Origin of the sequence: Pseudomonas sp. TKO26 (assembly GCF_003225665.1) — a bacterium.
In the GTDB taxonomy this organism is placed as follows: domain Bacteria; phylum Pseudomonadota; class Gammaproteobacteria; order Pseudomonadales; family Pseudomonadaceae; genus Aquipseudomonas; species Aquipseudomonas saponiphila.
This window is the reverse complement of the sequence record NZ_QKLN01000040.1, coordinates 1-26,802: the sequence shown is the minus strand read 5'-3', so window position 1 is coordinate 26,802 and position 26,802 is coordinate 1. Positions and strand designations below refer to the sequence as shown.

Annotated in this window: 17 protein-coding genes and 1 pseudogene; 13 read left to right on the top strand and 5 right to left on the bottom strand. The window is 66.5% G+C overall.

All coding sequences use genetic code 11. The features are described 5' to 3' along the window. Positions 1 to 45: 45 nt before the first annotated feature. Positions 46 to 579: a hypothetical protein gene (locus DNK59_RS28925; RefSeq protein WP_110725516.1), complete on the bottom strand. Its 534-nt coding sequence runs from the start codon at positions 577 to 579 to the stop codon at positions 46 to 48. Positions 580 to 1,033: 454 nt separating this feature from the next. Here DNK59_RS28925 and DNK59_RS32625 point away from each other — a divergent pair. The 3 genes and pseudogenes from DNK59_RS32625 to DNK59_RS28915 all read left to right on the top strand — a co-directional run. Beyond that, a pseudogene (locus DNK59_RS32625) lies at positions 1,034 to 2,167 on the top strand (cache domain-containing protein); the annotation flags it as partial. Positions 2,168 to 2,182: 15 nt separating this feature from the next. Then, complete coding sequence (locus DNK59_RS32620; RefSeq protein WP_371920327.1) at positions 2,183 to 3,028, top strand: methyl-accepting chemotaxis protein; 846 nt, start codon at positions 2,183 to 2,185, stop codon at positions 3,026 to 3,028. Positions 3,029 to 3,107: 79 nt separating this feature from the next. Next, complete coding sequence (locus DNK59_RS28915; RefSeq protein ID WP_110725514.1) at positions 3,108 to 3,563, top strand: SRPBCC family protein; 456 nt, start codon at positions 3,108 to 3,110, stop codon at positions 3,561 to 3,563. Here DNK59_RS28915 and DNK59_RS28910 read toward each other — a convergent pair whose 3' ends face one another. Continuing rightward, positions 3,564 to 4,007: a nuclear transport factor 2 family protein gene (locus tag DNK59_RS28910; protein WP_092314582.1), complete on the bottom strand. Its 444-nt coding sequence runs from the start codon at positions 4,005 to 4,007 to the stop codon at positions 3,564 to 3,566. A 311-nt stretch (positions 4,008 to 4,318) separates the two neighbouring features. Here DNK59_RS28910 and DNK59_RS28905 point away from each other — a divergent pair, with 311 nt between their 5' ends. From DNK59_RS28905 to DNK59_RS28860, 10 genes are all read left to right on the top strand, one after another. Then, the gene (locus DNK59_RS28905) at positions 4,319 to 4,768 is read left to right on the top strand and encodes a DUF411 domain-containing protein (RefSeq protein ID WP_110725513.1); all 450 of its coding nucleotides are present in this window, start codon (positions 4,319 to 4,321) and stop codon (positions 4,766 to 4,768) included. Next, on the top strand, positions 4,765 to 5,214 hold the full coding sequence (locus DNK59_RS28900; protein WP_110725512.1) for a YqaA family protein: 450 nt from the start codon (positions 4,765 to 4,767) through the stop codon (positions 5,212 to 5,214). Before DNK59_RS28905 ends, DNK59_RS28900 begins: the two co-directional genes overlap by 4 nt. A gap of 167 nt (positions 5,215 to 5,381) precedes the next feature. Beyond that, positions 5,382 to 6,335, top strand: a complete 954-nt coding sequence (locus tag DNK59_RS28895) for a D-2-hydroxyacid dehydrogenase family protein (protein WP_110725511.1) — start codon at positions 5,382 to 5,384, stop codon at positions 6,333 to 6,335. Between the two features lie 439 nt (positions 6,336 to 6,774). Continuing rightward, complete coding sequence (glgA, locus tag DNK59_RS28890; protein ID WP_110725510.1) at positions 6,775 to 8,337, top strand: glycogen synthase GlgA; 1,563 nt, start codon at positions 6,775 to 6,777, stop codon at positions 8,335 to 8,337. Positions 8,338 to 8,349: 12 nt separating this feature from the next. After that, entirely contained in the window at positions 8,350 to 10,140 is a 1,791-nt protein-coding gene (treZ, locus tag DNK59_RS28885; protein WP_110725509.1) for a malto-oligosyltrehalose trehalohydrolase, read from the top strand. After that, positions 10,137 to 12,218, top strand: a complete 2,082-nt coding sequence (gene malQ / locus DNK59_RS28880) for a 4-alpha-glucanotransferase (protein ID WP_110725508.1) — start codon at positions 10,137 to 10,139, stop codon at positions 12,216 to 12,218. The genes treZ and malQ overlap by 4 nt, the downstream gene beginning before the upstream one ends. Then, the gene (locus DNK59_RS28875) at positions 12,215 to 15,001 is read left to right on the top strand and encodes a malto-oligosyltrehalose synthase (protein ID WP_110725507.1); all 2,787 of its coding nucleotides are present in this window, start codon (positions 12,215 to 12,217) and stop codon (positions 14,999 to 15,001) included. The genes malQ and DNK59_RS28875 overlap by 4 nt, the downstream gene beginning before the upstream one ends. A 21-nt stretch (positions 15,002 to 15,022) precedes the next feature. Beyond that, positions 15,023 to 15,301: a DUF2934 domain-containing protein gene (locus tag DNK59_RS28870; protein ID WP_110725506.1), complete on the top strand. Its 279-nt coding sequence runs from the start codon at positions 15,023 to 15,025 to the stop codon at positions 15,299 to 15,301. 128 nt (positions 15,302 to 15,429) lie between these two features. Further along, positions 15,430 to 17,580: a glycogen debranching protein GlgX gene (gene glgX, locus DNK59_RS28865; RefSeq protein WP_110725505.1), complete on the top strand. Its 2,151-nt coding sequence runs from the start codon at positions 15,430 to 15,432 to the stop codon at positions 17,578 to 17,580. Positions 17,581 to 17,977: 397 nt separating this feature from the next. Then, on the top strand, positions 17,978 to 18,736 hold the full coding sequence (locus DNK59_RS28860) for a PIG-L deacetylase family protein (protein ID WP_110725504.1): 759 nt from the start codon (positions 17,978 to 17,980) through the stop codon (positions 18,734 to 18,736). A 51-nt stretch (positions 18,737 to 18,787) separates the two neighbouring features. On the opposite strand, the gene glgB is transcribed toward DNK59_RS28860, so the two are convergent. The 3 genes from glgB to DNK59_RS28840 all read right to left on the bottom strand — a co-directional run bounded on the left by glgB (position 18,788) and on the right by DNK59_RS28840 (position 26,513). Further along, complete coding sequence (glgB, locus tag DNK59_RS28855; protein ID WP_110725503.1) at positions 18,788 to 21,031, bottom strand: 1,4-alpha-glucan branching protein GlgB; 2,244 nt, start codon at positions 21,029 to 21,031, stop codon at positions 18,788 to 18,790. Next, positions 21,028 to 24,378, bottom strand: coding sequence for a maltose alpha-D-glucosyltransferase (treS, locus tag DNK59_RS28850; protein WP_110725502.1), 3,351 nt, complete (start codon positions 24,376 to 24,378; stop codon positions 21,028 to 21,030). Before treS ends, glgB begins: the two co-directional genes overlap by 4 nt. Positions 24,379 to 24,515: 137 nt before the next feature. Beyond that, entirely contained in the window at positions 24,516 to 26,513 is a 1,998-nt protein-coding gene (locus DNK59_RS28840; RefSeq protein WP_110725501.1) for an alpha-1,4-glucan--maltose-1-phosphate maltosyltransferase, read from the bottom strand. Positions 26,514 to 26,802: the final 289 nt, after the last annotated feature.

Below are 26,802 nucleotides of genomic sequence, written 5' to 3'. Positions count from 1 at the left end.
CGACAACCTGCGCGCTCGCTGAGCGAGCGCGCAGGCGTACTGCAATCAGGCTTTGGCGGAAACGTTCTTGTCGGTCACAGTGGTGCCGTTGCCTTTGCCGTAGTTCTGCAGGTTCTGCAGCACGTAGATGGCCTTCTTGTATTCGGGCACCAGGTAGTTGGCGTACTTGTTGCCCTTGATGTTGTTGTTCTGGATGTCTTCGAGCTTCATGGCGAAGTATTCCAGCGCATTGAAGGGCTCGTCCGGGTTCTTCGGAATGCCGAAGCGATCGAACTTGTCACCGGCGTTGATCAGATTCAGCGCTGTGACGTCGGAAATCAGCCCATTGTTCTTCAAAAAGGTGCTCATGCCGCCCAGTGACTTTGCGGTCACGTTGGTTGGATCAAAGCCCTTGATCTGCTTGTGCAGTTTCAACTGGTCCATCTTGCGGATGTCCAGCACCGTGGGGTCGCTGCCCACCTGGCTCAGCATCTGCCGCACCTTGGCGCTCTGCGAAACCGGTTTGGAGGAACTGCCGCCACCTTCCCGCACCAACAGACCCGCCTTGCTGGTCCAGCCTCCAACGTATCCGACTGCCATGCTGACACTCCTGTAGTCCGGCTTGCCGATCCCCCTGTTTCACCTGTCGACCGCCAGACTTCGAAAGCTCTGATGGGGTACCTGAAACTGGGTGGAAGCCGTGTTGAATCATCTGAATGGGCGCAAGTATCAACGCCGGGGGAGCCCGGCAACAACGCTTTATTTCGACAATTTACAATTTCTGTACAAACTCGACACATTTCGCCCAAAGGCCCGATTTAAAGGGTGGACGGAGGGTCGGCCATGCTCGAACCGTCATCTTTTCCTGCTCTGATCGAGGCTTTTCACCGCCGCCCGGTGCCTTTGCCAACCAGCGCCGATCGCGGTTTTTAAAGCCGTCGCGACTTTTTTGGACGATCGTACTAAAGAGCTGAAAAACCGCGCCGACATCCTGTGGATGCCCTGACACGGCTCCCCCCCGAAAAATAAGAAACGCTCGGAAAGGACAGGTCCCATGCCCGCTTTGCGCACCATTCAAACCCGCTACACGCTGTTTCTGGTCCTGTTCATTGTCCTGATGCTGGTACTCACCGTCGTGGGCATCAGTCAGTTGGTCGCGCCCAAGCTGCGCCACACCGAAGAACAGGTGGCCCTGAACCGCATCGCCGAAGTGGCGGAACACATCCAGGGCGAACTGAACAAGGTCCAGGCCCAGCAGCGCAGCATCACCCAGACCATTCCCCTGCTCGACAGCGACAGCATCGACCGGGTCCTGCCGGGGCTGGTGGACCAGTACGGCGAGCAGAAAGTCTTCGGTGGCGGCATCTGGCCCCTGCCGGGCCAGCGCACCCCGGGCCGCAACAAGCACAGCACCTTCTGGCACCGCGACGCCTCCGGCAAGCTGGTGGTCAACACCTTCTGGAACAGCGACCCGGCCCCCAATTACTACGACCAGTCCTGGTACCAGGGCGGCATGCAGACCGCTCCCGGCCAGTGCGCCTGGGCCGCGGCCTACAAGGACGACGCCAGCGCCGAACCGCGGACCAACTGCGCCATGGCCATCCGCCGCGACGGCCAGCCCTGGGGCGTGGCCACCATCGACGTGACCCTGGGCTTCTTCAACGACCTGGTGGCCCGCCAGGAAAAGGAACTCAACGCGCAGATGCTGATCGTCGAGGCCGACGGCAAGATCATCAGCAACAGCTCACGCATCAGTGGCCCGATCGTCCTCAAGAACATTCGCGAACTGGCCGCCGCCTCGCCCTTCGCCGCCCGGATCCAGGCCGCGCTGGAGCAGCGTGACAAGGGCCCCCAGCGCCTCGAATTCGATAACGCCGGGGTGCCCAGCACCTTCTTCATGCGCGCCATCGAAGGCACTCCCTGGTTCCTCGCCAGTACCCTGCCCACCCAGCAGATCACCGCCCAGCGCGACGATGTACTGAGCACCCTGAGCCTGTTGCAGATCCCCATGGTGATCCTGCTGGTGCTGCTGCAGGTCTATGCGATCCGTCAACTGGTGCAACGGATGAAGATCCTCAAGGGCAACATCGATGCCCTGGCCACCGGTGATGCCGACCTGACCCGACGCATCGTGATCCGCGCCGAAGACGAGCTTGGCGCCATCGGCCATTCGGTCAACCACTTCATCCAGTACCTGCAGACGATGATCGGCGAAGTGACCCAGGCCACCGACGCCATGGCCGGCAGCCTGGTGCAGTTGCAACAGAGCTCGACCCACAGCCAGCAGATCCTGCTGCGTCACGCTTCGGAAACCGACCAGACCGTGACCGCCATCACGCAGATGAGCAGCACCGCCGACAGCGTCGCGGCCAACGCCGCGCAGACTGCGGACTTCACCCGCCGCGCCAACGAGCATGCCGAGCATTCGCGGGTGGTGGTGGGCCAGGCCTCCGGCAGCGTCATCGCCCTGATCGACGAAGTGGCCGATGCCACCCACAAGGTCGAAGCCATGCAGGCCGATGCCCAGCGCATCACCGAAATCCTCGGGGTGATCGGCGACATCGCCGGACAGACCAACCTGCTGGCCCTCAACGCCGCCATCGAGGCGGCCCGGGCCGGAGAGCAAGGACGCGGCTTCGCGGTGGTTGCCGACGAAGTCCGGGCATTGGCGGCGCGGACCCAGGACAGCACCTCGCAGATCAACGAAATGCTCAGCCGCTTGAGCCAGGGCGTCAGTTCTTCGGTCAGCGCCATGGAGAACACCCAGGCCAGTTGCCAATCGGCGGCGGACGCCACCGCGCGGGTCAACAGCGGCCTTGACCAGATGGCCGATTCGGTGAGCCAGATCAACAGCCTCAGCACCCAGATCGCCACCGCCGCCGAACAGCAGAGCGCGGTGACCGAGGAGATCAACCGCAGCATGGTGAGCATCCGACACATGGTCGAGGAACTGGTGGAAAGCGCCCGGGCCGGCGAAAGCAATACCCAGAGCCTGCTGCAGGCCAATGCCCAGGTCAGCCACCTGATGAGCCGCTTCAAAGTCCGCTGAACGGCTGCCCGTCGCCGCTGGCAGGCCCCGGCGGCGGGACTATATTGGAGGCTCCGGTCACAAGGAAGTGGGGTGCGTCATGGGCCAGCGCCAATCACATCTATTGCAGGAACAGATCCGCCACGAGCTGTACATCCGGGCCGGCATCGACACCGTCTACTACTACCTGAGCCAGCCGGACCGCTGGCCGGAATGGCATCCGTGCAGCCTGCGGGCCGACACCGGGCTCGGCGGCTCACTGCCGGCTGGCCATCGCTTCAGTGAAACCATGAACCTGCTGGGGGTGCAGATCCCCACAAGCTACCGGGTGCTGGTCGCGCTGTTTCCCAAGGAGTTCAAGGTCCTGTTCAGCTCCGCCGCGCTGGATGGCTCGATTCGCTACCAGTTGAGCAAACAGGGGGACGGCACACTGCTGCAGCGTACCCTGGCGTTCTCCACCGACCTGCATCTGAGCGGCCTGGGCCCACGCATGGAGCAGCTGTCGGCCCAGGCCCTGGGCAATCTCAAGCAACGCCTGGAAGCCACGGCCGGCTGATCAGAAGGCGCCGTTGGCGTTGGCGGCCTTGTCCGGCAACACCTGGCTGGTGTCCCAATGCTCGACGATCTTGCCCTGCTCCAGGCGATAGATATCGATGATCGACTTGACCACCCCCGGTTCGCGGCCGGTGTTGCGCACATGCACGATCACGAAGTCGCCATCGACGAACAGGCGTTTGATCTCGCTGCGCGATTGCGGGTAGTGCTGCTTGAGAAATTCGATGAAGGTCCGAAAGCCCTCGATGCCATCCGCCACGGCCGGATTGTGCTGAATGTAGTGCGCGCCCAGGTAAGGTCGGGCAGCGGCGAAGTCCTTGTCGTTCAGGGCCAGTTGATAGAACGCCAGCACATTGCGCCGGTTCTCCTGCTCCTGGGCGCTGTACTCGGCCAGCGCCGGAGTGGCCAACAACAGCAGGAACAACAACGTCAGGTAGGGTTTCATGGAGCCTCGCTGGTGTGCCGCGGGCCGTGCGCCCGGCCCTGTATGAGATGGTTCACCCTGGCTGCCAGTCCACCTGACAAATCTGTAACCCAGACCTCAGGTTGCTGACAGCCGGCGCCGTTTAGGCTTTGCCAAACCTGCGCGACTCTATCGGCATGCAGGGCCTTCCAACAAGCCGCCGGGGCAACAGGTCCCAAGCCCGCGCAGCGGTTTTGTATCACCTTGATACATACGCGCGTGCCGCAAACCGGCAAAAACCGCAAAAATGCGCCGCACCCGGCAATGGCCCGCGCACCCACACGAGATATTCCATGAAACACAGACTGCGTCTGGCGGCCCTGTCCGCCCTGTTCATCACCTCCCTGGCCCAGGCCGCCGGCAGCATCGACATCGATGTCCACCGGGACGCCAACTGCGGCTGCTGCAAGAAGTGGATCGAGCATTTGCAGGCCAACGGCTTCAACGTCCGCGATCACGTCGAGGCCGACATGAGCGCGGTCAAGCAGCGCCTGGGCGTGGCACCGCGCCTGGGCTCCTGCCACACCGCGGTCATCGACGGCAAGTTCGTCGAGGGCCATGTCCCGGCCGAACAGGTGCTGGCCCTGCGCAAGCGCGACGACCTGCTGGGCATCGCGGCCCCGGGCATGCCCATGGGCTCCCCCGGCATGGAGATGGACGGCATGGGCGCCGAAGCCTTCCAGGTCATCGGCCTGACCCGTGACGGCCAGGACGTGGTGGTTGCGGACTACCCGGCCCGTTGATCCTCGGCGCCTACTTCGGGCTGTTCCTGGCGGCCTTCGCCGCCGCTACCCTGTTGCCCATGCAATCGGAAGCGCTGCTGGTGGGCCTGCTGCACAACGGCCAGTTGAGCGTGCTCGGGCTGTGGCTGGTGGCGACCCTGGGCAATGTGCTGGGCTCCCTGGTCAACTGGTGGCTGGGCCGTCGCCTGGAACAGTACAAGGAGCGCCGCTGGTTCCCCGTCGGCCCGCGGCACCTGGAACGAGCCCGCCGGCACTACCAGCGCTATGGCCACTGGTCGCTGCTGCTGAGCTGGATGCCACTGATCGGCGACCCGCTGACCCTGGTGGCCGGCGTCATGGGCGAGCCCCTCAAGCGTTTCCTGCTGCTGGTCAGCCTGGCCAAGGGCGCTCGCTACGCCGTATTGGTGTGGCTGACGCTGGGCTGGCTGGCCAGCCCGGGCACTTGACGGCCAGCCCCTAGCGGCCTGGCCATCCGCCTCCCGCGACCTACTTGCCGACAGGCCGGCGCCGATGAATATCCGCGTGCGCATGGCCACAAATCTGCGCCATGATCGGCAACCTCAGCAGGCCCCACCGGGCCGCTTGATCCGTCCCCCGAATCAGGAGCCCGAACATGACGCTGCAGATTGCGGTAATCGACGATTGGCAAGACGTGGCCCGCGAGGTGGTGGACTGGTCGGTGCTGCAGAGCATCGGCCAGGTCAGCTTCCTGCATGACTACCCCGGCCAGCGCGAGCTTCTGGTGCAGCGCCTGCTGCCGTTCCAGGTGATCTGCGTGATGCGCGAGCGCACGCTGTTCGACGCCGATCTGCTGCAACGCCTGCCCCGACTCAAGTTGCTGCTGACCGGCGGCATGCGCAACGCCGCCATCGACCTTGAGGCCGCCAAGGCCCTGGGGATCCAGGTCTGCGGCAGCGACAGCTATCGGCAGGCGGCCCCGGAACTGACCTGGGCCCTGCTCATGGCCCTGACCCGCAACCTGCTCAACGAAGCCAATGCCCTGCGTGCCGGCCACTGGCAACAGGGCCTGGGCGGCGATCTGCACGGCAAGACCCTGGGCCTGCTGGGCCTGGGCAACATCGGCCAGCGGGTAGCGCAGTTCGGTCAGGTGTTCGGCATGCGGGTGATTGCCTGGAGCGAGAACCTCAGCGCCGAACGCGCGGCGGCCGCCGGGGTGATCCACGTCGACAAGCAAGCCCTGTTCGAACAGGCCGATGTGCTCTCGGTGCACCTGGTGCTCAGTGAACGCAGCCGTCACCTGGTGGACGCCCAAACCCTGGCCTGGATGAAGCCCGACGCCCTGCTGATCAACACCGCCCGGGGGCCGATCGTCGACGAGGCGGCGTTGATCGCCGCCCTGGAACAGGGCCGGCTGGCCGGAGCCGCCCTCGACGTGTTCGCCGAAGAACCCTTGCCCGCCGAGCATCCGTTCCGGCACCTGCCCAATGTCCTGGCCACGCCCCATATCGGTTACGTCACTCGGCAGAACTACCGGCTGTTCTTCAGCCAGATGATCGAGGACCTGCAGGCCTGGCACGCCGGCCGGCCGATCCGCCTGCTCAACTGAGCCGCCGCTGCCCATTTTCGGGCAAGGCGCCCCAGGCCCTGCACCAGCCGCAGGCAGGGCCTCACCGTTTTCGCGCCGCAGGCTGGACAGCCGCGCTCGCCGACGGTGCAGCCACGACCTTTCGTCGGGAGAGCCCCCTGCTCCCGCCAGCCCCCCGGGGGAAAGCCCGAGTGACCACAGCGACGCTCTAGGTTGTGTCCTAGACTGAAATTCGCCCCGTGACCGACCGGTCACTTTGGTACTGAAAAAGTCGAAACTTTTCGCTTCGGCCCAGAGTCAGGTTAAAGGTAGGGTCGCTGCCACTGGTGCATTCCTTGCAACGGCTCCTCCACCCTTTCTGCTTCAGCGCTCGAGCAGCTCAGGCTGATCGATGTGTGGTGCGTTTGCGCCCGGCCACAGGATTTGGCCGACAGCACTTCAATAAAAACCGGAGAGACCTATGATCAGCGCCGTATTGAATACTCAGGGAGAGCATCCTCAACCGCAGGCCGGTGAACGCACCGCCCAGCCGACTTCGGGGAGCAAGACGGTGCTGCCGCTGGCCCGGCACAATCCCAACCGCAAGCGGGTGCTGTTCGTTACCTCGGAAATCGCCGATCTGGTCAAGACCGGCGGCCTCGGCGATGTCTCCGCGGCCCTGCCCCGAGCCATGGCCCACCTGCACGATGTGCGGGTGCTGATCCCCGGCTACCCCCAGGTGCTGCACAGCGAGAACCCCATTCACATCATCGGCGAGCTGGGCGGCCACGCGGCGCTGCCGGCGTGCAAGATCGGGCGCATGGACATGCCCGACGGCCTGGTGATCTACGTGCTGATCTGCCCGGAACTCTATGAGCGCGAAGGCACGCCCTACGGCGCCAACAATGGCCGCGACTGGCCCGACAACCATATTCGCTTCGCCCGCCTGGGACTGGCCGCCGCCGACATCGCCGCCAACCTGGCGCAGATCCACTGGTGCCCCGATCTGGTGCACGCCCACGACTGGCCCGCCGGCCTGGCCCCGGCCTACATGCACTGGCGCGGACAACGCACGCCCACCCTGTTCACCATCCACAACCTGGCCTACCAGGGCGTGGTCAGCCTGGCTTCCTGCCCGGAGCTGGGCATTCCCGAACACGCCCTGCAACAGGAGGGCATGGAGTTCTACGGCAAGCTGTCGTTCCTCAAGGCCGGCATGGCCTACGCCAGCCACATCACCACGGTCAGCGCCACCTATGCCCGGGAAATCACCACCCCGGCCTTCGGTTGCGGGCTGGACGGATTCCTGGCCAGCAAGACCCAACAGGGCCTGCTCAGCGGCATTCCCAATGGCATCGACGAGAGCTGGGACGCCGCCACCGACAGCCACCTGTTCCGCCCCTTCAGCATCGGCGACTGGCAAGGCAAGGCGGCCAATGCCGCCTACGTGCGGCAGATGTTCGGCCTCGACCCCAGCAATGGCCCGCTGTTCGCCGTGGTTTCGCGGCTGGTCTACCAGAAGGGCCTGGACCTGACCGAGGCGGTGGCCGAGTTCATCGTGCAAGCAGGTGGCCAGATCACCATCATCGGCCGTGGCGAACCGGAGGAGGAACAATCCATGCGCGCCCTGGCCCGGCGCTTCCCCGGGCGCATCGGGGTGCATATCGGTTTCAACGAAACCGACGCCCGGCGCATGTTCGCCGGCAGCGACTTCCTGCTCATGCCGTCGCGCTACGAGCCTTGCGGCCTGAGCCAGATGTACGCCCAGCGTTTCGGCTCGCTGCCGGTGGCGCGCAACACCGGTGGGCTGGCGGACACCATCGACAATGGCGTCACCGGGTTCCTCTTCGACGAGTCCACGGTCCCCAGCTACCAGCAGGCCCTGACCCGGGCCTTCAAGGTGTTCGCCTACCCGGGGCTGCTCAATGCCATGCGCTGCCGGGCCATGGCGGCGCCGTTCAACTGGTGCAAGGCGGTGGAACCCTACGCCGAGCTCTATGAGCAACTGGTGGCCAAGGCCCTGGGACAGGCCGCGAGGTCGTAGGGGCCGGCAGCCATGTCACTCAGCCCCCCTGCACGCCACGGTGCGGTTGTCCTGGACGCTGCGCGCACCCGCTTCGCCCTCTGGGCCCCGGATGCGCGCAGCGTCAGCCTCGAACTCGACCAGGGCCGGTCGCTGCCCATGCAGGCCGAGGCCGATGGCTGGTTCGTGCTCCAGGCGCCCAGTCCTGCGGGCAGCCGCTACCGCTTCAGGATCGACCAACAGCTGCTGGTGCCGGACCCGGCGTCCCGGGCCCAGGACGGCGACATCCACGGCCCGAGCCGGGTGGTCGCCGCCGATGCCTATCAGTGGCAGCACCCCGCCTGGGCTGGCCGGCCCTGGCACGAAGCGGTGATCTACGAGCTGCACGTGGGGGTCATGGGCGGCTACCAGGCGGTGCAACAAGCCTTGCCGGGCCTGGTGGAACTGGGGGTGACCGCCATCGAGCTGATGCCCCTGGCGGAGTTCCCCGGCGCACGCAACTGGGGTTACGACGGGGTTCTGCCCTATGCGCCGGAAGCCTCCTACGGCCCGCCCGAAGCGCTCAAGGCGCTGATCGACTGCGCCCACGGCCTGGGCCTGGCGGTGATTCTCGACGTGGTCTACAACCACTTTGGCCCCGACGGCAACTACCTGCCGCACTACGCCAAGGGCTTCTTTCGCCAGGACCGGCACACCCCCTGGGGCGCGGCCATCGACTTTCGCCGCCGCCCGGTGCGCGACTTCTTTATCGACAACGCGCTGATGTGGCTTCTGGAGTACCGCTTCGACGGCTTGCGCCTGGACGCGGTACACGCCATCGACGACCCGGACTTTCTCCTCGAACTGGCCCAACGGGTACGCCAGGCCGTGCCTCCCGAGCGCCATGTATGGCTCAACCTGGAGAACGAACGCAATCAGGCCAGCCTGCTGCAACAGGGCTTCGATGCCCAGTGGAACGATGATGGCCACAACGCCCTGCACGTGCTGCTGACCGGGGAAACCGAGGCCTACTACGCCGACTTCGCCGACGACCCGACCACGCAACTGGCCCGCTGCCTGAGCCAGGGCTTCGCCTTCCAGGGCCATGCCGACCGCCACGGCAAGGCCCGCGGCGAACCCAGCGGCCACCTGCCCCCCAGCGCTTTCGTGCTGTTCCTGCAGAACCACGACCAGATCGGCAACCGGGCCTTCGGCGAGCGCCTCAACCAACTGGCGCCGCCCCAGGCCCTGCACGCCGCGACGGCGCTGTTGCTGCTGTCACCGATGATTCCGCTGCTGTTCATGGGCGACGAGGTCGGCGCCGAGGAACCCTTCCTGTTTTTCACCAGTCATCAGGGGCCACTGGCCGAAGCGGTGCGCGAGGGCCGGCGCAACGAGTTCGCCGCCTTCAGGGCCTTTGCCGATGCCCAGCAGCGCCAGCGCATCCCCGACCCCAACGCCCTTTCGACCTTCCAGGCCTCGCGGCCGCAGCCACGCTCCGACCAGGCCGCCGCGACCCGGGCGCTGTACCGCAGCCTGCTGCAGATCCGCCATCGCCAGTTGCTCCCGCGCCTGCCCGCCGCCCGGGCCCTGGGCACCCGGGTTCTGGCCGAGGGCGCCCTCAGCGCATGCTGGCGCCTGGGGGATGGCAGCCGCCTGCGCATCGACCTCAACCTGAGCCCGCACCGGGTCGAGCTGGCGCCCGAGCCCCCGGGGCAACTCTGGTTCGAACATCCGCCCCACAGCCTCGACCACTGGCGCCAGGGCTGGCTGCCGGCCTTCAGCGTAGTGGTGCAACTGGACGACATGCATGCCCCGACAGCCCCTGATGGAGAACGCCGATGAGCGATGCGCAACTGGAACTGCTGGCCAGCCGCGCCGGCCTGACCGTGGATTGGATCGATGCCAACGGCCGTGGGCAGAAGGTCGAGCCCCGGGTCTTGCGGGCCGTGCTGGCGGGCCTGGGCCACCCGGCCGGCAACGACCAGGAAATCCGCCACAGCCTGGAGCAATTGCAGCAACTGCAACAGAGTCGCCACCTGCCGCCGCTGCTCACCGTCGACGTCGGCCAGGGGCTGGATCTGGCCCGCTACTTTGCGGCGCACACGCTTTGCGCCATCCAGCTGGAAGACGGCAGCCAGCTGTCGCTGTCCCTGGATGAGGCCGGCGTGCTGCCCGGTGTACTGCCTGTGGGCTACCACGGGATACAGGTGGATGACGAACACTTCGTCCTCGCCGTAGCCCCCGAACGCTGCTACAGCGTGGCCGACGCCGTAGACCAGGCCACGCCCCGTGCCTGGGGCCTGGCGGTACAGTTGTATGCCCTGCGGCGCCCCGGGGATGGCGGCTTTGGCGACACCCAGGCCCTGGAAGACCTGGCCCGCCAGGCCGCCGAGCGCGGCGCCGACGCCCTGGCCATCAGCCCGCTGCACGCCATGTTCGCCAGCGATCCCCAGCGCTACAGCCCCTATTCGCCCTCCAGCCGGCTGTTTCTCAACAGCCTGTATGCGGCGCCGGCGGCCATTCTCGGCGACCGGGCCTGGCGCAACGCCATCCAGTCCTGCGGCCTCGGCGAACAGCTGCAGGCCCTGGAGCATGCGCCACTGATCGACTGGCCTCAGGCCGCCAAGGCCAAGCAACTGGCATTGCGGGCCCTGTATGAGGGTTTCTGTCACGGCCAGCACCCGCTGCACGAGGACTTCGCCAGCTATCGCCGGGCCGCCGGCGAAGCCCTGGAAAACCACTGCCGCTTCGAAGCCATCCAGGCCCAGCGAGCGGCCCGTGGCGAAGACCTGGACTGGCGCCACTGGCCGGAACAGTGGCGCAACCCGGCCAGCCCGGCCCTGGCCCGGTTTGCCCAGGAGCATGCCGAGGAAATCGGCTTTCACGCCTTCTGCCAGTGGCTGATCGCCCGTGGCCTGGAACGGGCGCAGAGCGCGGCCCGCAGCGGCGGCATGGGCATCGGTCTGATCGCCGACCTGGCAGTGGGCGCCGACGGCGGCGGCAGCCAGGCCTGGAGCCGCCAGGAACAGCTGCTGGCGTCCCTGACCGTGGGCGCACCACCGGACGTGCTCAATCGCCAGGGCCAGGGCTGGGGCATCTGCGCCTTCTCCCCCGAGGGACTGCAGCGCCATGGCTTTCGCGCCTTTATCGAGATGCTGCGGGCCAACTTCGCCCACGCCGGCGGGCTTCGAATCGACCATGTCATGGGCCTGCAACGCCTGTGGGTGATTCCCCTGGGCGCGCCGCCCAGCGACGGCGCCTACCTCAACTACCCGGTGGACGACCTGCTGCGCCTGCTGACCCTGGAGTCCCACCGCCATCAGGCCATCGTGCTCGGCGAAGACCTGGGCACGGTGCCCGACGGCCTGCGCGACAAGCTCGCCGCCCGGGCCATGCTCGGCATGCGCGTGCTGCTGTTCGAACAGGACCACGGCTGCCACTTCAGGCCGATCCTCGACTGGCCGGACAACGCCCTGGCCACCACCAGCACCCACGACCTGCCGACCCTCAATGGCTGGTGGCAGGGCCGCGACATCGACTGGAACCTGCGCCTGGGCCTGGTGGACGAACACGGCGCCCGGCAATGGGCCGAGCATCGCCAGCGCGAGCGTGACGGCCTGCGCCAGGCCCTGGCCCGGGACCCGCAGAACTTTCGCCAGGACTGCCACGAAACCGAGCAGGTGATCGACGCAGCCGTGCGCTTTCTCGGCCATACCCGGGCGCCGCTGGTGCTGCTGCCCCTGGAAGACGCCCTGGGCATCGATGAACAGGCCAACCTGCCCGGCACCCTCGACAGCCATCCCAACTGGCGCCGGCGCCTGGCCAGCGCAAGCCGCCGCCTGCTGGAGGACAGCGACGCCGCCCGGCGCCTGGAACTGCTGGCCTGTGCCCGGCAGCAAGCCCTCGAGCGTGACCGATGAGCCCCGGCACCCTGCCCCCGCTGCGCGCCACCCTGCGCCTGCAGTTTCACCAGGGTTTCAGCCTCGACGACGCCGTGCCCCTGGTGCCCTACTTCGCCCGCCTGGGCATCAGCCACCTGTATGCCTCGCCGCTGCTGTGCGCCCGGGCCGGATCGATGCACGGCTACGACGTGGTCGACCCGACCCGGGTCAACCCGGAGCTGGGTGGCGAAGCGGCCCTCAGGCGCCTGGTGAGCGCCTTGCGCGCCCATGGCCTGGGCCTGATCCTCGACATCGTCTCCAACCACATGGCGGTGGGCGGCAGCGACAACCCCTGGTGGCTGGACCTGTTGCAGTGGGGGCGCCGGAGCCCCTACGGCGAGTTCTTCGATATCCAGTGGCACTCCCCCGACCCGCTGCTGCAAGGCCAGTTGCTGCTGCCCTTTCTGGCCAGTGACTACGGCGTGGCGCTGCAGCAAGGCAGCCTGCCATTGCAGCTGGACGAGGATCTGGCGGGCTTTCATGTGCAGCACCACGCGCATCGCTTTCCTATCTGCCCCGCCGACTACGGGGAGCTGCTACAGGTCGAACCGCCCCTGGCTGCGGCGACCGCGGCCGAACTCAAGGCCCTGGCCGACGCCTTCGGCGCCCTGCGCTTGCGCGACGATGCTCACGCCCAGGCCCGGCCCCTGCAGCAGGCCCTGGCGCGCCTGCTGCAACAGCCAACGCTGCGCCAAGCGCTCACCCTGCGGTTGCAAGGCTACGACGGGCGGCAGCCCGAAGGCCTGAGCCGCCTGCATCAGTTGCTGGAGCGCCAGCATTACCGGCTGGCCAGCTGGCGCACCGCCGCCGACGACATCAACTGGCGGCGCTTCTTCGACGTCAACGAACTGGGCGGCCTGCGTGTCGAGCGCCCGGCGGTGTTCGAAGCCACTCACGCCAAGATCTTCCAGTTGATCGAGGAAGGCCTGGTGGACGGCCTGCGCATCGACCATATCGACGGCCTGGCCGATCCCCGAGGCTACTGCCGCAAGCTGCGGCGCCGGGTCGAGGGCCTGCGCCCCGGCCAGCACCTGCCGATCTACGTCGAAAAGATCCTCGGCGCCGACGAAACCCTGGCCCGCGACTGGCAGGTGGACGGCAGCACCGGCTACGAATTCATGAACCAGCTGTCGCTGCTGCAACAGGCCGCCACGGGCCGGCCACTGCTGGCCGGACTGTGGAGCCGGCACAGCCGGCGGCCGGCGCAGTTTGCCCGGGAAGCGCTGCTGGCTCGTCAGCAGATCCTCAACGGCTCCCTGGCCGGCGACTTCGAGAGCGTGGCCCAGGCCCTGCTGCAAGTGGCACGCCTGGACCTGATGAGCCGCGACCTGACCCTGGGCGCCATTCGCCGGGCACTGCAGGAGCTGATCGTGCACTTCCCGGTGTATCGCACCTACATCAGCGCCCGAGGCCGCGGCCCCCAGGACCAGCGGGTGTTCCAGCAGGCCCTGCAGGGCGCCCGCGCCAGCCTGGGCGAAGCCGACTGGCCGGTGCTCGATTACCTGGAGCGCTGGCTCGGCGGCCAGAGCTGGCGCCAGCAACCGCCGGGCCGCCCACGCAAACTGCTGCGCCACGCCTGCGTACGCTTCCAGCAACTGACCTCGCCGACAGCGGCCAAGGCGGTGGAGGACACCGCGTTCTATCGCTCGGCGGTGCTCCTGGCACGCAATGACGTGGGCTTCAATACCGAGCAGTTCAGCGCGCCGCCGGCGGCCTTTCACTGCGCCTGCGAACAACGCCTGGCGCAGTTCCCCGACAATCTGCTGACCAGCGCCACCCACGACCACAAGCGCGGCGAGGACAGTCGCGCGCGCCTGGCGGTGCTCAGCGAGCGCGCCGCCTGGTATGTGCGCCAGGTGCAGGCCTGGCGGCCGCTGGCCGAGCCCCTGCGCCAAGGCCGCGAGGGACCATCGGCGGCGGATGAGCTGATCCTGTACCAGATCCTCCTGGGCAGTTGGCCCCTGGACCTGCAGGCAGACGATCAACCGGCCCTGGCCGACTACGCCCGGCGAATCGGCCAATGGCAGCTCAAGGCCCTGCGCGAGGCCAAGCTGCACAGCAGTTGGGCCGCGCCGAACCTGGAATACGAAGAGGCCGTGCAAGGGTTTATCGACAGCCTGCTGTGCGCGCCCGAGGGCCTGCCCTTGCGCCGCTCGATCGCCGACGCGGTGAATGCCATCGCCCCCGCCGGCGCCGTCAACAGCCTGGCGCAAACTTTGCTGCGCATGACGGTGCCGGGGGTGCCGGACCTGTATCAGGGCAACGAGTTCTGGGACTTCAGCCTGGTGGATCCGGACAACCGCCGGCTGGTGGACTACGAGGCGCGGGAACAAGCACTCGACCGCCTGGGCGAGCCCCGCCAGTGGCTGGCCAGTTGGCGCGACGGGGGCATCAAGCAAGGCCTGATCGCCCGGACCCTGGGCCTGCGCAGCCAGTATCCGGAGCTGTTCCGGCGCGGCCACTACCGGCCCTTGCCGGTGCTCGGCCAGGAGGCGGGACGGGTTCTGGCCTTCATGCGCGAGTACCGCGAGCAACGGCTGGTGGTGATAGTGCCGATCCAGGTCGCCGCGCTGCTGGATGACAGCGCAGTGCCCATGGTCGATGCACAACGATGGGGCGATACCCGGGTGCAACTACCGTTCACCGCCTCGCGCCGCAACATGAATGGACTTTTTTCGACCGGAGCAGTCACACCCCATAAGGAGTTGCTGATCAGCGCGGTATTGCACGACTTTCCGCTCAACCTATTGATTCAACATTGAGTCCAGCCCAGGAGCATTGCGATGAGTACCGACGACAAACGCATTCGTGAATTCGCCTATCAGATCTGGGAATCGGAAGGCCAACCCCACGGCCAGGAAGCCCGCCACTGGGAGATGGCGCGCAAGCTGGCCGAGGCCGAAGCCCTGGCGCCGCCGCCCCCGGCCAAGGTCGCCAAGCCCAGGACCCGGACCGCCGCCGCCAAGCCCAAGGCCAAGCCGGCCGCCGCCGTGGTCCTGCCTCCGGGCGAGAAGCCGGCGCCGAAGAAACCTCGGGCCCCGCGCAAGCCACCCGCCCACTGACGCCGTACCCAGCCCGTTGATCACCCTCGCCCGTGGCGCGCTATGGCGCCACAAGGGGCTTGCTTGGCCCGAAAAAAGTCGGGGGAGCACGGGTATCAGCCCTTGTCATCAGACCTGCAGGAGCAACCATGAGCCGATCCAAGCAGACTCCCGAACACGAACCCTCGCGCATCCGTGAAGGCCTGCCCTTCCCCCTGGGCGCCACCTGGGATGGCCTGGGCGTCAACTTCGCGCTGTTCTCGGCCAACGCCACGCGGGTTGAACTGTGCCTGTTCGACGCCACCGGTGAGGTGGAACTGGAACGTATCGAACTGCCGGAATACACCGACGAGATCTTCCACGGCTACCTGCCCGACGCCCACCCGGGGCTGATCTACGGCTACCGGGTGCATGGCCCCTACGACCCGGCCAACGGCCACCGCTTCAACCCCAACAAACTGCTGATCGACCCCTATGCCAAGCAACTGGTGGGGGAACTGAAATGGTCCGAGGCGCTGTTCGGCTACACCATCGGTCACCCGGACGCCGACCTGAGTTTCGATGAGCGCGACAGCGCGCCCTTCGTGCCCAAGTGCAAGGTCATCGATCCGGCCCACACCTGGGGCCACGACCAGCAGATCAAGGTGCCCTGGGACAAGACCCTGATCTACGAGACTCATGTGCGCGGCTTCACCATGCGCCATCCGGCGGTGCCGGAGCACCTGCGGGGCAGCTTTGCCGGGCTGATGGTCGACGAGGTGCTGGAGCACATCCGCAAGCTGGGGGTGTCGTCGGTGGAGCTGCTGCCGATCCACGCCTTCGTCAACGATCAGCACCTGCTGCACAAGGGCATGACCAACTACTGGGGCTACAACAGCATCGCCTTCTTCGCCCCGGACCCGCGCTACCTGGCCAGCGGCAAGATCGCCGAGTTCAAGGAAATGGTCGCGCACCTGCACGAGGCCGGGCTGGAAGTGCTGCTGGACGTGGTCTACAACCACACCGCCGAAGGCAACGAACAAGGCCCGACCCTGTCCATGCGCGGCATCGACAACGCCTCCTACTACCGCCTGATGCCCGACGACAAGCGCTTCTACATCAACGATTCGGGCACCGGCAACACCCTGGACCTGAGTCATCCCTGCGTGCTGCAGATGGTCACCGACTCCCTGCGCTACTGGGCCACGGAAATGCATGTGGACGGCTTCCGCTTCGACCTGGCAACCATCCTCGGCCGTTACCACACGGGTTTCGACGAACGCCACAGCTTCCTCGTGGCCTGCCGCCAGGACCCGGTGCTGCGCCAGGTCAAGCTGATCGCCGAGCCCTGGGACTGCGGCCCCGGCGGCTACCAGGTGGGCCGCTTCCCGCCGGGCTGGGTGGAATGGAACGACCGTTTCCGCGACACCGTGCGCGCCTTCTGGAAAGGCGACGACGGCCAGTTGGCGGGCTTCGCCGGGCGCATGACCGCCTCCGGCGAGATGTTCAACCAGCGCGGCCGCCGGCCCTACGCTTCGGTCAACTTCGTCACCGCCCACGACGGTTTCACCCTGCGTGACCTGGTGTCCTACAACGACAAGCACAACCAGGCCAACGACGAGAACAACCAGGACGGCAGCGACAACAACCTGTCCTGGAACCATGGCGTCGAAGGCCCCACCGACGACCCCGAGATCAACGCCCTGCGCCTGCGCCAGATGCGCAACTTCTTCGCCACCCTGCTCTTGGCCCAGGGCACGCCGATGCTGGTGGCCGGCGATGAGTTCGCCCGCACCCAGCACGGCAACAACAACGCCTACTGCCAGGACAGCGAGATCGGCTGGGTCAACTGGGAGCTGGACGCCGACGGCAAGGCGCTGCTCAAGTTCGTCAAGCGCCTGATCAAACTGCGCCTGAACTACCCGATCCTGCGTCGCGGGCGCTTCCTGGTGGGCAGCTACAACGAAGACCTCGGGGTCAAGGACGTCACCTGGCTGGCCCCGGACGGCAACGAGATGAGCACCGAACAATGGCAAGACCCCCACGGCCGTTGCCTGGGCATGCTGCTGGACGGCCGCGCCCAGGAAACCGGGATCCTGCGCCCCGGGGCCGACGCCACGCTGCTGCTGGTGGTCAATGCCCATCACGACATCGTCAATTTCCGCCTGCCCGAGGTTCCGGCCGGCGAGTTCTGGAGCTGCATGCTCGACACCCATCAGCCGGCGGTGCACGGCCAGGAGCGCTTCGCCTTCGGCCACAGCTATTCGGTGACCGGGCGTTCGCTGCTGCTGTTCGAGTTGCAGCACGAGGAAGAGGCCTGAAATCGACCCGCAAGCCTTACTGCGCCTTCGCCCCCGGCACCAACTGGGGCTCCCAGCCGCCCCGGGCGGCTTTGGCGATGCCCGGTAAAGCCTGGTGCAGCCTTGCAGGGCGCTGAAACAAAGCACGACGTTCGTCTCATGACCTCCTCGGGGGAACAATTGCCGTCTACCCTGTGACAGGGTTCGTAATGTTGCAACAAGCCTGGGCCGCCCCTGCGTGGACGGTTTCAGGGCGTGTATGATGAGCCTCGGATCGCGGCGCCCCAAAGGGATGGGGCGCCGGTACTTCACGCTGAGGCGGATGCCATGGAATCAGCGTGCGGACAAACCCAGGGCACGACTCGACGGTTGTTCAACCGCCCAGGCCGTGACCCGACCAACAGGGACGTGACACTTCATGAAAGCCATACCCGCAATAGACAGCAGCTGGCCCAGCCAGATATGGAACAGCGCCCGCCAACTGGCAGAGGTCCCGGCCATCAACCTGGCCAATCTGGTGCCGCCAGGCTCACGGGCGGTGATCGTCGCCCCCCACCCCGGTGACGAGGTGGTCGCCAGCGGCGGACTGCTGCAGGTGCTGGCCCATCACGGCCACCCTTTGCAGTTGATCTCCATCAGCGACGGCAGCGCCAGCCACCCGGGTTCGGAACGCTGGCCCAAGCGCCGCCTCAGCGTGTTCCGCCCCCAGGAAAGCGCCGAAGCCCTGCGCCGCCTGGGCTTGCCGCTGCACAGCCTGAAGTGGATTCGCGGCGGCTTTGCCGACAACGCCCTGAGCGGGCGCGAGCAGCAGCTGGTGCCCTTCATCGGCCGCTACCTGCGCGACAGCGATGTGGTGTTCAGCACCTGGCGCGCCGACGGCAACCTCGATCACGAGGCGGTCGGCCGAGCGACCGCCAAGGCGGCGGCCCTGGTGGGCGCGCGCTTTTACGAAATTCCGCTGTGGGCCTGGCACTGGTCGTCGCGGGAAGAGCATCAGATCCCCTGGCAACGAGCCCGCAAGCTGCGCCTGGACACCTGGACCGTGGCCCGCAAGCGGCATGCCGCCCACGCCTATGCCAGCCAGTTGCAGGGCGAGCCGGAGATCGGCCTGGAGCCTTCGCTGTCGCCGGTGCTGCTGGAACGCCTGCGCCTGCCCTACGAGATCATCCTGATGTAGAGCGTGGCCTGCTTGCCGGCAAGCCACGGTTGCGCGGGCAATGACCCGCTTCTACGGGGTATTGCCGGTGTCGGGACGCAGGACCAGGACCGCCAGGGGCGGCAGGTTGAGCACCAGGGACAGGGCCTGGCCATGGCTGCCCTGCTCTTCGCTGAACGCCTCGCCGCCGTTGCCATAGTTGGAGCCGGCATACAGCTGCGAATCGCTGTTGAGCAGTTCGCTCCAGCGCCCGGCCTGGGGCACGCCGACCCGGTAGGCCTGGCGCGGCACCGGGGTGAAGTTGGCCACCACCAGCAACGGTTCGCCATTGCGGCTCCAGCGCAGCCAGGCATAGACGCTGTTGATCGCGTCATCGCCAATCAGCCATTGGAAGCCCTGGGACACGTGGTCCTGGTCATGCAGCGCCGGGTACTGGCGATACAGCTGGTTGAGGTCCTTCACCAGCCTTTGCACCCCACGGTGCTCGGGGTACTGCAACAGGTACCAGTCCAGCTGCTGATCATGGTTCCACTCGCGCCACTGGCCGAACTCGCAGCCCATGAACAGCAGCTTCTTGCCCGGATGGGTCCACATGAAGCTCAGGTAGGCCCGCAGGTTGGCGAACTTCTGCCAGCGGTCGCCGGGCATCTTGTCGATCAGCGAATGCTTGCCGTGCACCACCTCGTCATGGGAGATCGGCAGGATGAAGCGTTCGGACCAGGCGTACACCAGGCCGAAACTCAGCTCGTTGTGGTGATGGGCGCGGTACACCGGGTCCTGCTGGATGTAGTGCAACGAATCGTGCATCCAGCCCATGTTCCATTTGTAGGCAAAGCCCAGGCCGCCCTGGTCGGTAGGCCGACTGACCCCGGGCCAGGCCGTGGACTCTTCGGCGATCACCAGGGCCCCTGGCGCTTCCAGGGCCACCACGTCGTTGAGGTGGCGCAGAAAATCGATGGCCTCCAGATTCTCGCGACCGCCATGGCGGTTGGGCACCCATTCCCCGGCCTTGCGCGAATAGTCGCGGTAGAGCATCGAGGCCACGGCGTCCACCCGCAGGCCGTCGACGTGGAAGTGCTTGAGCCAGTGCAGCGCCGAAGCCAGCATGAAACCGTGCACTTCACTGCGCCCGAGGTTGTAGATCAGGGTGTCCCAGTCCTGATGGAAACCTTCCAGGGGATTGCCGTATTCATACAGTGCGGTGCCGTCGAATTGCGCCAGGCCGTGGGCATCGGTGGGAAAATGCGCCGGCACCCAGTCGAGGATCACCCCGAGCTGCGCCCGGTGGCAGGCATCGACAAAGGCGGCGAAATCCCGCGGGCTGCCATAGCGGGCGCTGGGGGCGAACTGTGACAGCGGCTGGTAGCCCCAGGAGCCGCCGAAGGGATGCTCCATGATCGGCATCAGTTCGATATGGGTGAAGCCCAGGTCCTTGACGTAGGGAATCAGCCGCTCGGCCAGCTCGGCCCAGCTGTACTGGCGGGCCACCTCCCCCAGGTCGTCCACCTCGCACTGCCAGGAGCCTGCGTGCAGCTCGTAGATCGACAGTGCCGCGTCGGACCGCTGCAACTGGCCGCGTTGCGCCATCCACGACTGGTCCTGCCAGTCGAAATCCAGCGGCTCGGCGACCCGCGAGGCGGTATCCGGCGGCAGTTGCGTGGCCAGGGCCATGGGATCGGCCTTGAGCGGCAGGATGCCCTGGGCCCCGAGAATCTCGTACTTGTAGGCTTCGCCAGCCTGCAGCCGTGGGATGAACAGCTCCCAGACCCCGGAGGGATGGCGCAGGCGCATCGGGTGGCGGCGCCCGTCCCAGATATTGAAATCCCCCACCACCGAGACGCGCCGGGCATTGGGCGCCCAGACCGCGAAGCGCACCCCGGCAACGCCGTCCACGCACATCACCTGGGCTCCGAGACAGGCGCTCAGATCGCGGTGATTGCCTTCGGCGAACAGGTACAGGTCCATCTCTCCCAGCAATGGGCCGAAGCTGTAGGGATCCTCGCTGACCTGCTCGCCACCGGCCCACTGCACCCGCAGCAGGTAGGCCCGGCAGTCGTCGAAATGCCCGACAAACAGCCCCGGCGCCTCGGTGGCCTGCAGGCTGCCCAGCACCTGCTGCTGGTCCCGGTCCAGCACCTGCACACTCAGCGCCCCGGGCACAAAGGCGCGGATGAACTGGCCGCCGGCGCCGTCGCCGTGGGGGCCGAGAATGGCGAACGGGTCCTGATGTTCCGCCCGTACCAGGGCTTCGATGGCCTTGGCCGAGGGCAGCAATGCCGCTGTGGGCTTTCCCTGTTCCTTGTTCGAGACACTCATGACTGCTCTCCACCACGCTCAAGTTCGGAAAAAGCTTGCAGCTCACTCAACAACCCCACTAGGCCGTGCAAAGGCACGTGCAGCCAGGTGGGCCGGTTTTGCGCTTCATAGGCCACCTCATAGGCGGCCTTCTCCAGGCTGAACAGGGCCAGGGCGGCATCCGCGGCGCCCGGTTCCTGCCAGCCATGGGCAAGCGTAGCCGTCGCCAGCCGATACGCCTGGACAAAGGCCTGCCGCGCTTGCTCCAGGTAACGCCGCAGCACCCGCTCCCGCGCCGCCGCGGCCGCCGGCGAGCCATCGACCAGCGGCGCTTCGCGGGCCATGGCCGCGGCATAGTCGAAGGAGCGCAACACCCCGCTGACGTCCTTGTACGGACTGTGCTTGCCCCGGCGCTCGGCCAGGGACCGCGCCGGCTCGCCCTCGAAGTCGATCAGGTAGGCGTCGCCCTTGACCACCAGCACCTGGCCCAGGTGCAGGTCGCCATGGACCCGGATGCGCAGGCCACCTACCAGCTGTTTGGCCAACTGCCGGATATGACCGAGGATCTGCGCCTTGTGCTGCAACAATCGACTCACCCACTGCCGGTCCTGGGTGCTCAGTGCACCTTGATGCTGCGTGAGCAACTGCAACCCTCGTTCCACTTGCCCGGCCACCTGCCGACTCCAGGCCTGGGTGTCCTTGAGCGTGCTCACTTGCGGTGCAAAGTCCGGGCCGCTGCCCGGGGCCGCCAGCAACCGGTGCATTTCGCCCAGGCGCTGGCCCAGCAGCCCGGCAAACTGCCGCAGTTCGCCAAGGGCGTGGTAATGCTGCTCCTGCTCGGACATGGCGTCCGCCAGCTCATCGTGGATGGCCCGTTGCAGCGTGTTCTGCGTCCACTCCCAGGCGTCGCCCTGATTGCTCAGGTAGCCCTGGGCGATCATCAGCAGATGATCCTCGCCCTGCTCATCACGGCGCACCACCGAGCCCAGCAAGGGCGAAATATGGCGGAACCCGGCACGGGTGAGGAAGGCGCCCATTTCCAGTTCCGGGTGCACCCCGGCGGACACCCGGCGCAGCAGCTTGAGCACCAGGCTGCCGCCCACCACCACCGAACTGTTGGACTGCTCCGCCGCCAGGTAGCGCACCTCGGACTCGGCCCCCAGGCCCAGCCCGTCCAGGGCCGGGCTGCCCTCGAAGCGGATCTGCCCGGCCTCGCACTCCAGCCGGGTGCGGGCCTGCAGGGCCTGGAGTACGTCGCGCACGAAACTGTCGAGAACGAAGGCATCGGTGATCAGCCCGACCTGGCGCCCGCGGCGCACCCGGGCCATGGCCAGTTGCTGGGCCAAGGCACTGCCGGAAGGCTCTTCACCGAGCAGGCCGAAGGGCAACTGATAGCGCTCGGACTGGCCGTCGCGGCTGACCTCGATCTCGCCGAGCAGCACCGGATGCCGAGGGTCGCCAAAGCGCACGGCGTAGGCGATGCGCAGCGCTTGCAGGGCGCCGTCCTTGCCGGCGAACCAGCGGCGCTTGGGCAGCCAGAGGGGCAGCACTTCGTGCTCCAGGGTGGTGCGCGACGGTGCTTCGAGCAATTCTTCGAGGCGTTTTTTCAGTACCAGGGTGCAAAAGTCCGGCAGGCTCTGCACCGGTTCCACGTGCCAGCTGGGCATCTGCTGCTCGGCGGCCAGGACGAACCAGTAGAAACCGTAGGGCGCCAGGGTCAGCAGAAAAGGCAACTGGCCGATGGGCGGGAAGGCATTGCCGCCGAGCATTTCCACCGGGACCCTGCCGACGAATGCCGACAGGTCCAGTTCCGCGGCCTGGGCACTGCGCGAGACGTTGGCCACGCACAGGATGATTTGCTGATGGCCGTCGGCGTCGGTGTATTCCCGGGTGTAGGCCAGGATCCGTCGGTTGCTCGGCGACAGCATCTTCAGGCTGCCACGGCCAAAGGCCCTGGATTGCTTGCGCACCGCCAGCATGCGCCGGGTCCAGTTGAGCAGGGAGTGAGGATCGCCGGACTGAGTCTCGACATTCACCGACTGATAGCCATACAGCGGATCCATGATCGGCGGCAGCACCAGGCTGGCCGGGTCGGCACGGGAGAAACCGCCATTGCGGTCGATGGACCACTGCATCGGCGTGCGCACGCCGTCGCGGTCCCCCAGGTAGATGTTGTCGCCCATGCCGATCTCGTCGCCGTAATACAGGGTCGGGGTGCCGGGCATCGACAACAGCAGGCTGTTGAGCAGTTCGATGCGCCGCCGGTCGCGCTCCATCAGCGGCGCCAGACGCCGGCGGATACCCAGGTTGATCCGTGCCCGGCGGTCGGCGGCGTAGTAGTTCCACAGGTAGTCGCGCTCCTGGTCGGTGACCATCTCCAGGGTCAGCTCATCGTGGTTGCGCAAGAAGATCGCCCATTGGCAGTGGGCCGGGATCTCCGGGGTCTGGCGCAGGATATCGCTGATCGGGAAGCGATCTTCCTGGGCCAGGGCCATGTACATGCGCGGCATCAGCGGGAAGTGAAAGGCCATGTGGCACTCATCGCCCTCGGCGCCGTTGCCGGCCTGCCCGAAGTACAGCCGGGTGTCTTCGGGCCACTGGTTGGCCTCGGCCAGGAGCATGCGGTCCGGGTAGTGGGCGTCGATCTCGGCGCGAATGCGCTTGAGCACGTCGTGGGTTTCCGGAAGGTTCTCGTTGTCGGTGCCATCGCGCTCGATCAGGTAGGGAATGGCATCCAGGCGCAGGCCGTCAATGCCCATGTCGAGCCAGTAGCGCATCACCGACAGCACCGCCTTCATCACCTGGGGGTTGTCGAAGTTGAGGTCCGGCTGGTGGGAATAGAAGCGGTGCCAGAAGTACTGGCCGGCCACCGGGTCCCAGGTCCAGTTGGACTTCTCGGTGTCGAGAAAGATGATCCGGGTGCCGGCGTACTTCTGGTCGTCATCGGACCACACATAGAAATTGCGCGCCGCCGACCCCGGTTTGGCCTTGCGTGCCCGCTGGAACCAGGGGTGCTGGTCCGAGGTGTGGTTGATCACCAGTTCGCTGATCACCCGCAGCTCGCGCTTGTGGGCCTCGGCGATAAAGCGCCGGACGTCGGCCAGGGTGCCGTAGTCGGGGCTGACCCCGCGGTATTCGGCGATGTCGTAGCCGTCGTCGCGCCGTGGCGAGGGGTAGAACGGCAACAGCCAGAGGGTGTTGACCCCCAGGTCCCTGATGTAGTCGAGCTTGGCGATCAGCCCGGAAAAGTCGCCGATTCCATCGTTGTTGCCATCGAAAAACGACTTCACGTGTACCTGATAGATCACCGCGTCCTTGTACCAGAGCGGGTCCTTGGTGAAGGTCGCGGTGCGGGATTTCTTGGCCATGTCCGACTCCTGAAAAAATCAATGGGCGCCGACGCACCCGCCGATGCGCCACGACAACCGTAGGAGCTGGCTTGCCAGCGAAGGCGTCAGCCAGCCCGGCGCAAGGCTCAAAGGCCTGTTCGCCGGCAAGCCGGCTCCTACAGGGGACTGATGCGCCAGATGCCGAAGGGCTGCGGCGGTTCCAGGCGCATGAACTGGGTCTTGCCGTGCCAGGTCCAGCGGTGGCCGTTCATCAGGTCTTCGCCCTGGGTCTGGGCGTCGTCAGGCAGGCCCATTTCCCACAGCGGCAGCTCGAAATGGGCCTCCTGCGGGTTGAACGGATCGAGGCTGACCGCCACCAGCACGAAGTTGCCGCCGTCGCGGCTGCGCTTGCCGAAATACAGGATCTGGTCGTTCCAGGCGTTGTACAGCTTGAGCCCCAGGTGGCTGTGCAGTGCCGGGTTCTGCCGGCGGATGCGGTTGAGCTGGGCGATCTCGGCAATGATGTTGCCCGGGGCGCTGAAGTCCCGGGGGCGGATCTGGTACTTCTCCGAATCCAGGTATTCCTCCTTGCCCGGCAGCGCCGCCGACTCGCAGAGCTCGAACCCGGAGTACAGGCCCCAGAGCCCGGAGCCCATGCTGGCCAGCACCGCGCGGATGAGAAAGCCCGGGCGCCCGGAGTCATGCAGAAAGCCCGGGTTGATGTCCGGGGTGTTGACGAAGAAGTTCGGCCGGAAACACTCGCGCCACGGCGACTGGTTGAGCTCGCTGAAGTAGCTGGCCAGCTCGCTCTTGGTGTTGCGCCAGGTGAAGTAGGTGTAGCTCTGGGAGTAACCGATCTTGCCCAGGCGCGCCATCATCGCCGGGGTGGTGAAGGCTTCGGCGAGGAAGATCACCTCCGGGTGCCGGCCGCGCACATCGGCGATCAGCCACTGCCAGAACGGCAGCGGCTTGGTGTGGGGGTTGTCCACGCGAAACAGCTTGACCCCCTCCTCGACCCAACCGAGGACGATGTCCCGCAGTTCCAGCCACAGGCTGGGGATGGCTTCGGCGGCATAGAAGTCGACATTGACGATGTCCTGGTACTTCTTCGGCGGGTTCTCGGCGTATTTGATGGTGCCGTCCGGGCGCCAGTTGAACCAGCCCGGATGCTGGGTCAGCCAGGGGTGGTCCTGGGAACACTGGATGGCGAAGTCCAGGGCGATTTCCAGGCCATGGTCGGCGGCGGCGGCCACCAGCCGGCGAAAGTCCTCCAGGCTGCCCAGTTGCGGATGGATGGCCTCGTGGCCGCCCTCCTCGCTGCCAATCGCGTAAGGGCTGCCGGGGTCGTCCGGCGCGGCGCTGAGGGCATTGTTGCGGCCCTTGCGATGGCGGCGGCCAATGGGGTGGATCGGCGGGAAGTACAGCACGTCGAAGCCCATGTCATGGATCATCGACAGCCGCCCATGGACATCGTCGAAGGTGCCGTGGCGCTGGGGATCATCGGTGATCGAACGGGGAAACAGCTCGTACCAGCTGGCGAACTGCGCGCGCTGGCGCTCCACATCCACCGGGTACTCGGGGCTCAGGCTCAGGTAGGGACGGTGATCGGCCTCGGCCATCAGCCGGGCGCTGCGCTCAGCGAGAAACAACGCCACCTGCTCGGCCTCCAGCAATCCGGCCAGTTGCTCGCGCAATTCCAGCAATTGCTCGCGCAACGGCTCCTCGCTGCGTTCGGCGGCCTGCTGCACCTGATTGCGCCCCTCCTGCAGCTCCAGGCTCACCGGCACCCCGGCCTGGTGCTTTTTCTGCAGTTCGTGGCAGAAGCTGGCGAACTGATCGATCCAGGCTTCGATGCAGAAGCGGTAGCGGCCCACCACCGGCACCGGGAAGCGCCCCAGCCAGCCATCGTTGCCCTGATCCTCCAGGGCCTGGCTGTACCAGCGATCCTGGCACTCGTTGCGCCAGCGCACGCGCACCGCCAGCCGCTCGTGACCGTCGGCGAACACCTTGCAGGTGACCTCGACCTCCTGGCCCTCCACCGCCTTGACCGCGAACTGCCCGCCATCGAGCACCGGACGGGTGTTCTCGATGGCGATCCGCGGCAGCAGCAAGGCCTCGGACAAGGGCAGCTGCGCCTGCTGGCAGTGCTGTTGTGTCGGTTTCTCTGCAGTCATCGAACATCCCCCCTCTAACACGTCCAAGACGCTCTGGTTGTGGAGTCGGCGGCCCCCCGGTGAATCCATGCACCTAGTGTCCGAGCCACAGGCCGCGGCGAAAGTTCAGCGCGATTGCTCGGCCAGGCGACGGGAATCAAATCCGTCAGCGCAGGGTCCACCGCAAGAGCCTGTGCATCGACAAGCACAAAGGAGGCCATAGCGATGAATATCCCGATCCCGGCAGAAACCCCCGACCCGAACCTCGACCAGCCGCCCCTGCCCCCCAGCGATCCGCCGCTGCCCGAGC

What these genes read in the sequence shown, in the direction of transcription:
- DNK59_RS28925 (WP_110725516.1), bottom strand. Translation starts at nt 579, where the DNA reads ATGGCAGTCGGATACGTTGGAGGCTGGACCAGCAAGGCGGGTCTGTTG.
- DNK59_RS32620 (WP_371920327.1), top strand. Translation starts at nt 2,183, where the DNA reads ATGATCGGCGAAGTGACCCAGGCCACCGACGCCATGGCCGGCAGCCTG.
- DNK59_RS28915 (WP_110725514.1), top strand. Translation starts at nt 3,108, where the DNA reads ATGGGCCAGCGCCAATCACATCTATTGCAGGAACAGATCCGCCACGAG.
- DNK59_RS28910 (WP_092314582.1), bottom strand. Translation starts at nt 4,007, where the DNA reads ATGAAACCCTACCTGACGTTGTTGTTCCTGCTGTTGTTGGCCACTCCG.
- DNK59_RS28905 (WP_110725513.1), top strand. Translation starts at nt 4,319, where the DNA reads ATGAAACACAGACTGCGTCTGGCGGCCCTGTCCGCCCTGTTCATCACC.
- DNK59_RS28895 (WP_110725511.1), top strand. Translation starts at nt 5,382, where the DNA reads ATGACGCTGCAGATTGCGGTAATCGACGATTGGCAAGACGTGGCCCGC.
- glgA (WP_110725510.1), top strand. Translation starts at nt 6,775, where the DNA reads ATGATCAGCGCCGTATTGAATACTCAGGGAGAGCATCCTCAACCGCAG.
- treZ (WP_110725509.1), top strand. Translation starts at nt 8,350, where the DNA reads ATGTCACTCAGCCCCCCTGCACGCCACGGTGCGGTTGTCCTGGACGCT.
- malQ (WP_110725508.1), top strand. Translation starts at nt 10,137, where the DNA reads ATGAGCGATGCGCAACTGGAACTGCTGGCCAGCCGCGCCGGCCTGACC.
- DNK59_RS28875 (WP_110725507.1), top strand. Translation starts at nt 12,215, where the DNA reads ATGAGCCCCGGCACCCTGCCCCCGCTGCGCGCCACCCTGCGCCTGCAG.
- DNK59_RS28870 (WP_110725506.1), top strand. Translation starts at nt 15,023, where the DNA reads ATGAGTACCGACGACAAACGCATTCGTGAATTCGCCTATCAGATCTGG.
- glgX (WP_110725505.1), top strand. Translation starts at nt 15,430, where the DNA reads ATGAGCCGATCCAAGCAGACTCCCGAACACGAACCCTCGCGCATCCGT.
- DNK59_RS28860 (WP_110725504.1), top strand. Translation starts at nt 17,978, where the DNA reads ATGAAAGCCATACCCGCAATAGACAGCAGCTGGCCCAGCCAGATATGG.
- glgB (WP_110725503.1), bottom strand. Translation starts at nt 21,031, where the DNA reads ATGAGTGTCTCGAACAAGGAACAGGGAAAGCCCACAGCGGCATTGCTG.
- treS (WP_110725502.1), bottom strand. Translation starts at nt 24,378, where the DNA reads ATGGCCAAGAAATCCCGCACCGCGACCTTCACCAAGGACCCGCTCTGG.
- DNK59_RS28840 (WP_110725501.1), bottom strand. Translation starts at nt 26,513, where the DNA reads ATGACTGCAGAGAAACCGACACAACAGCACTGCCAGCAGGCGCAGCTG.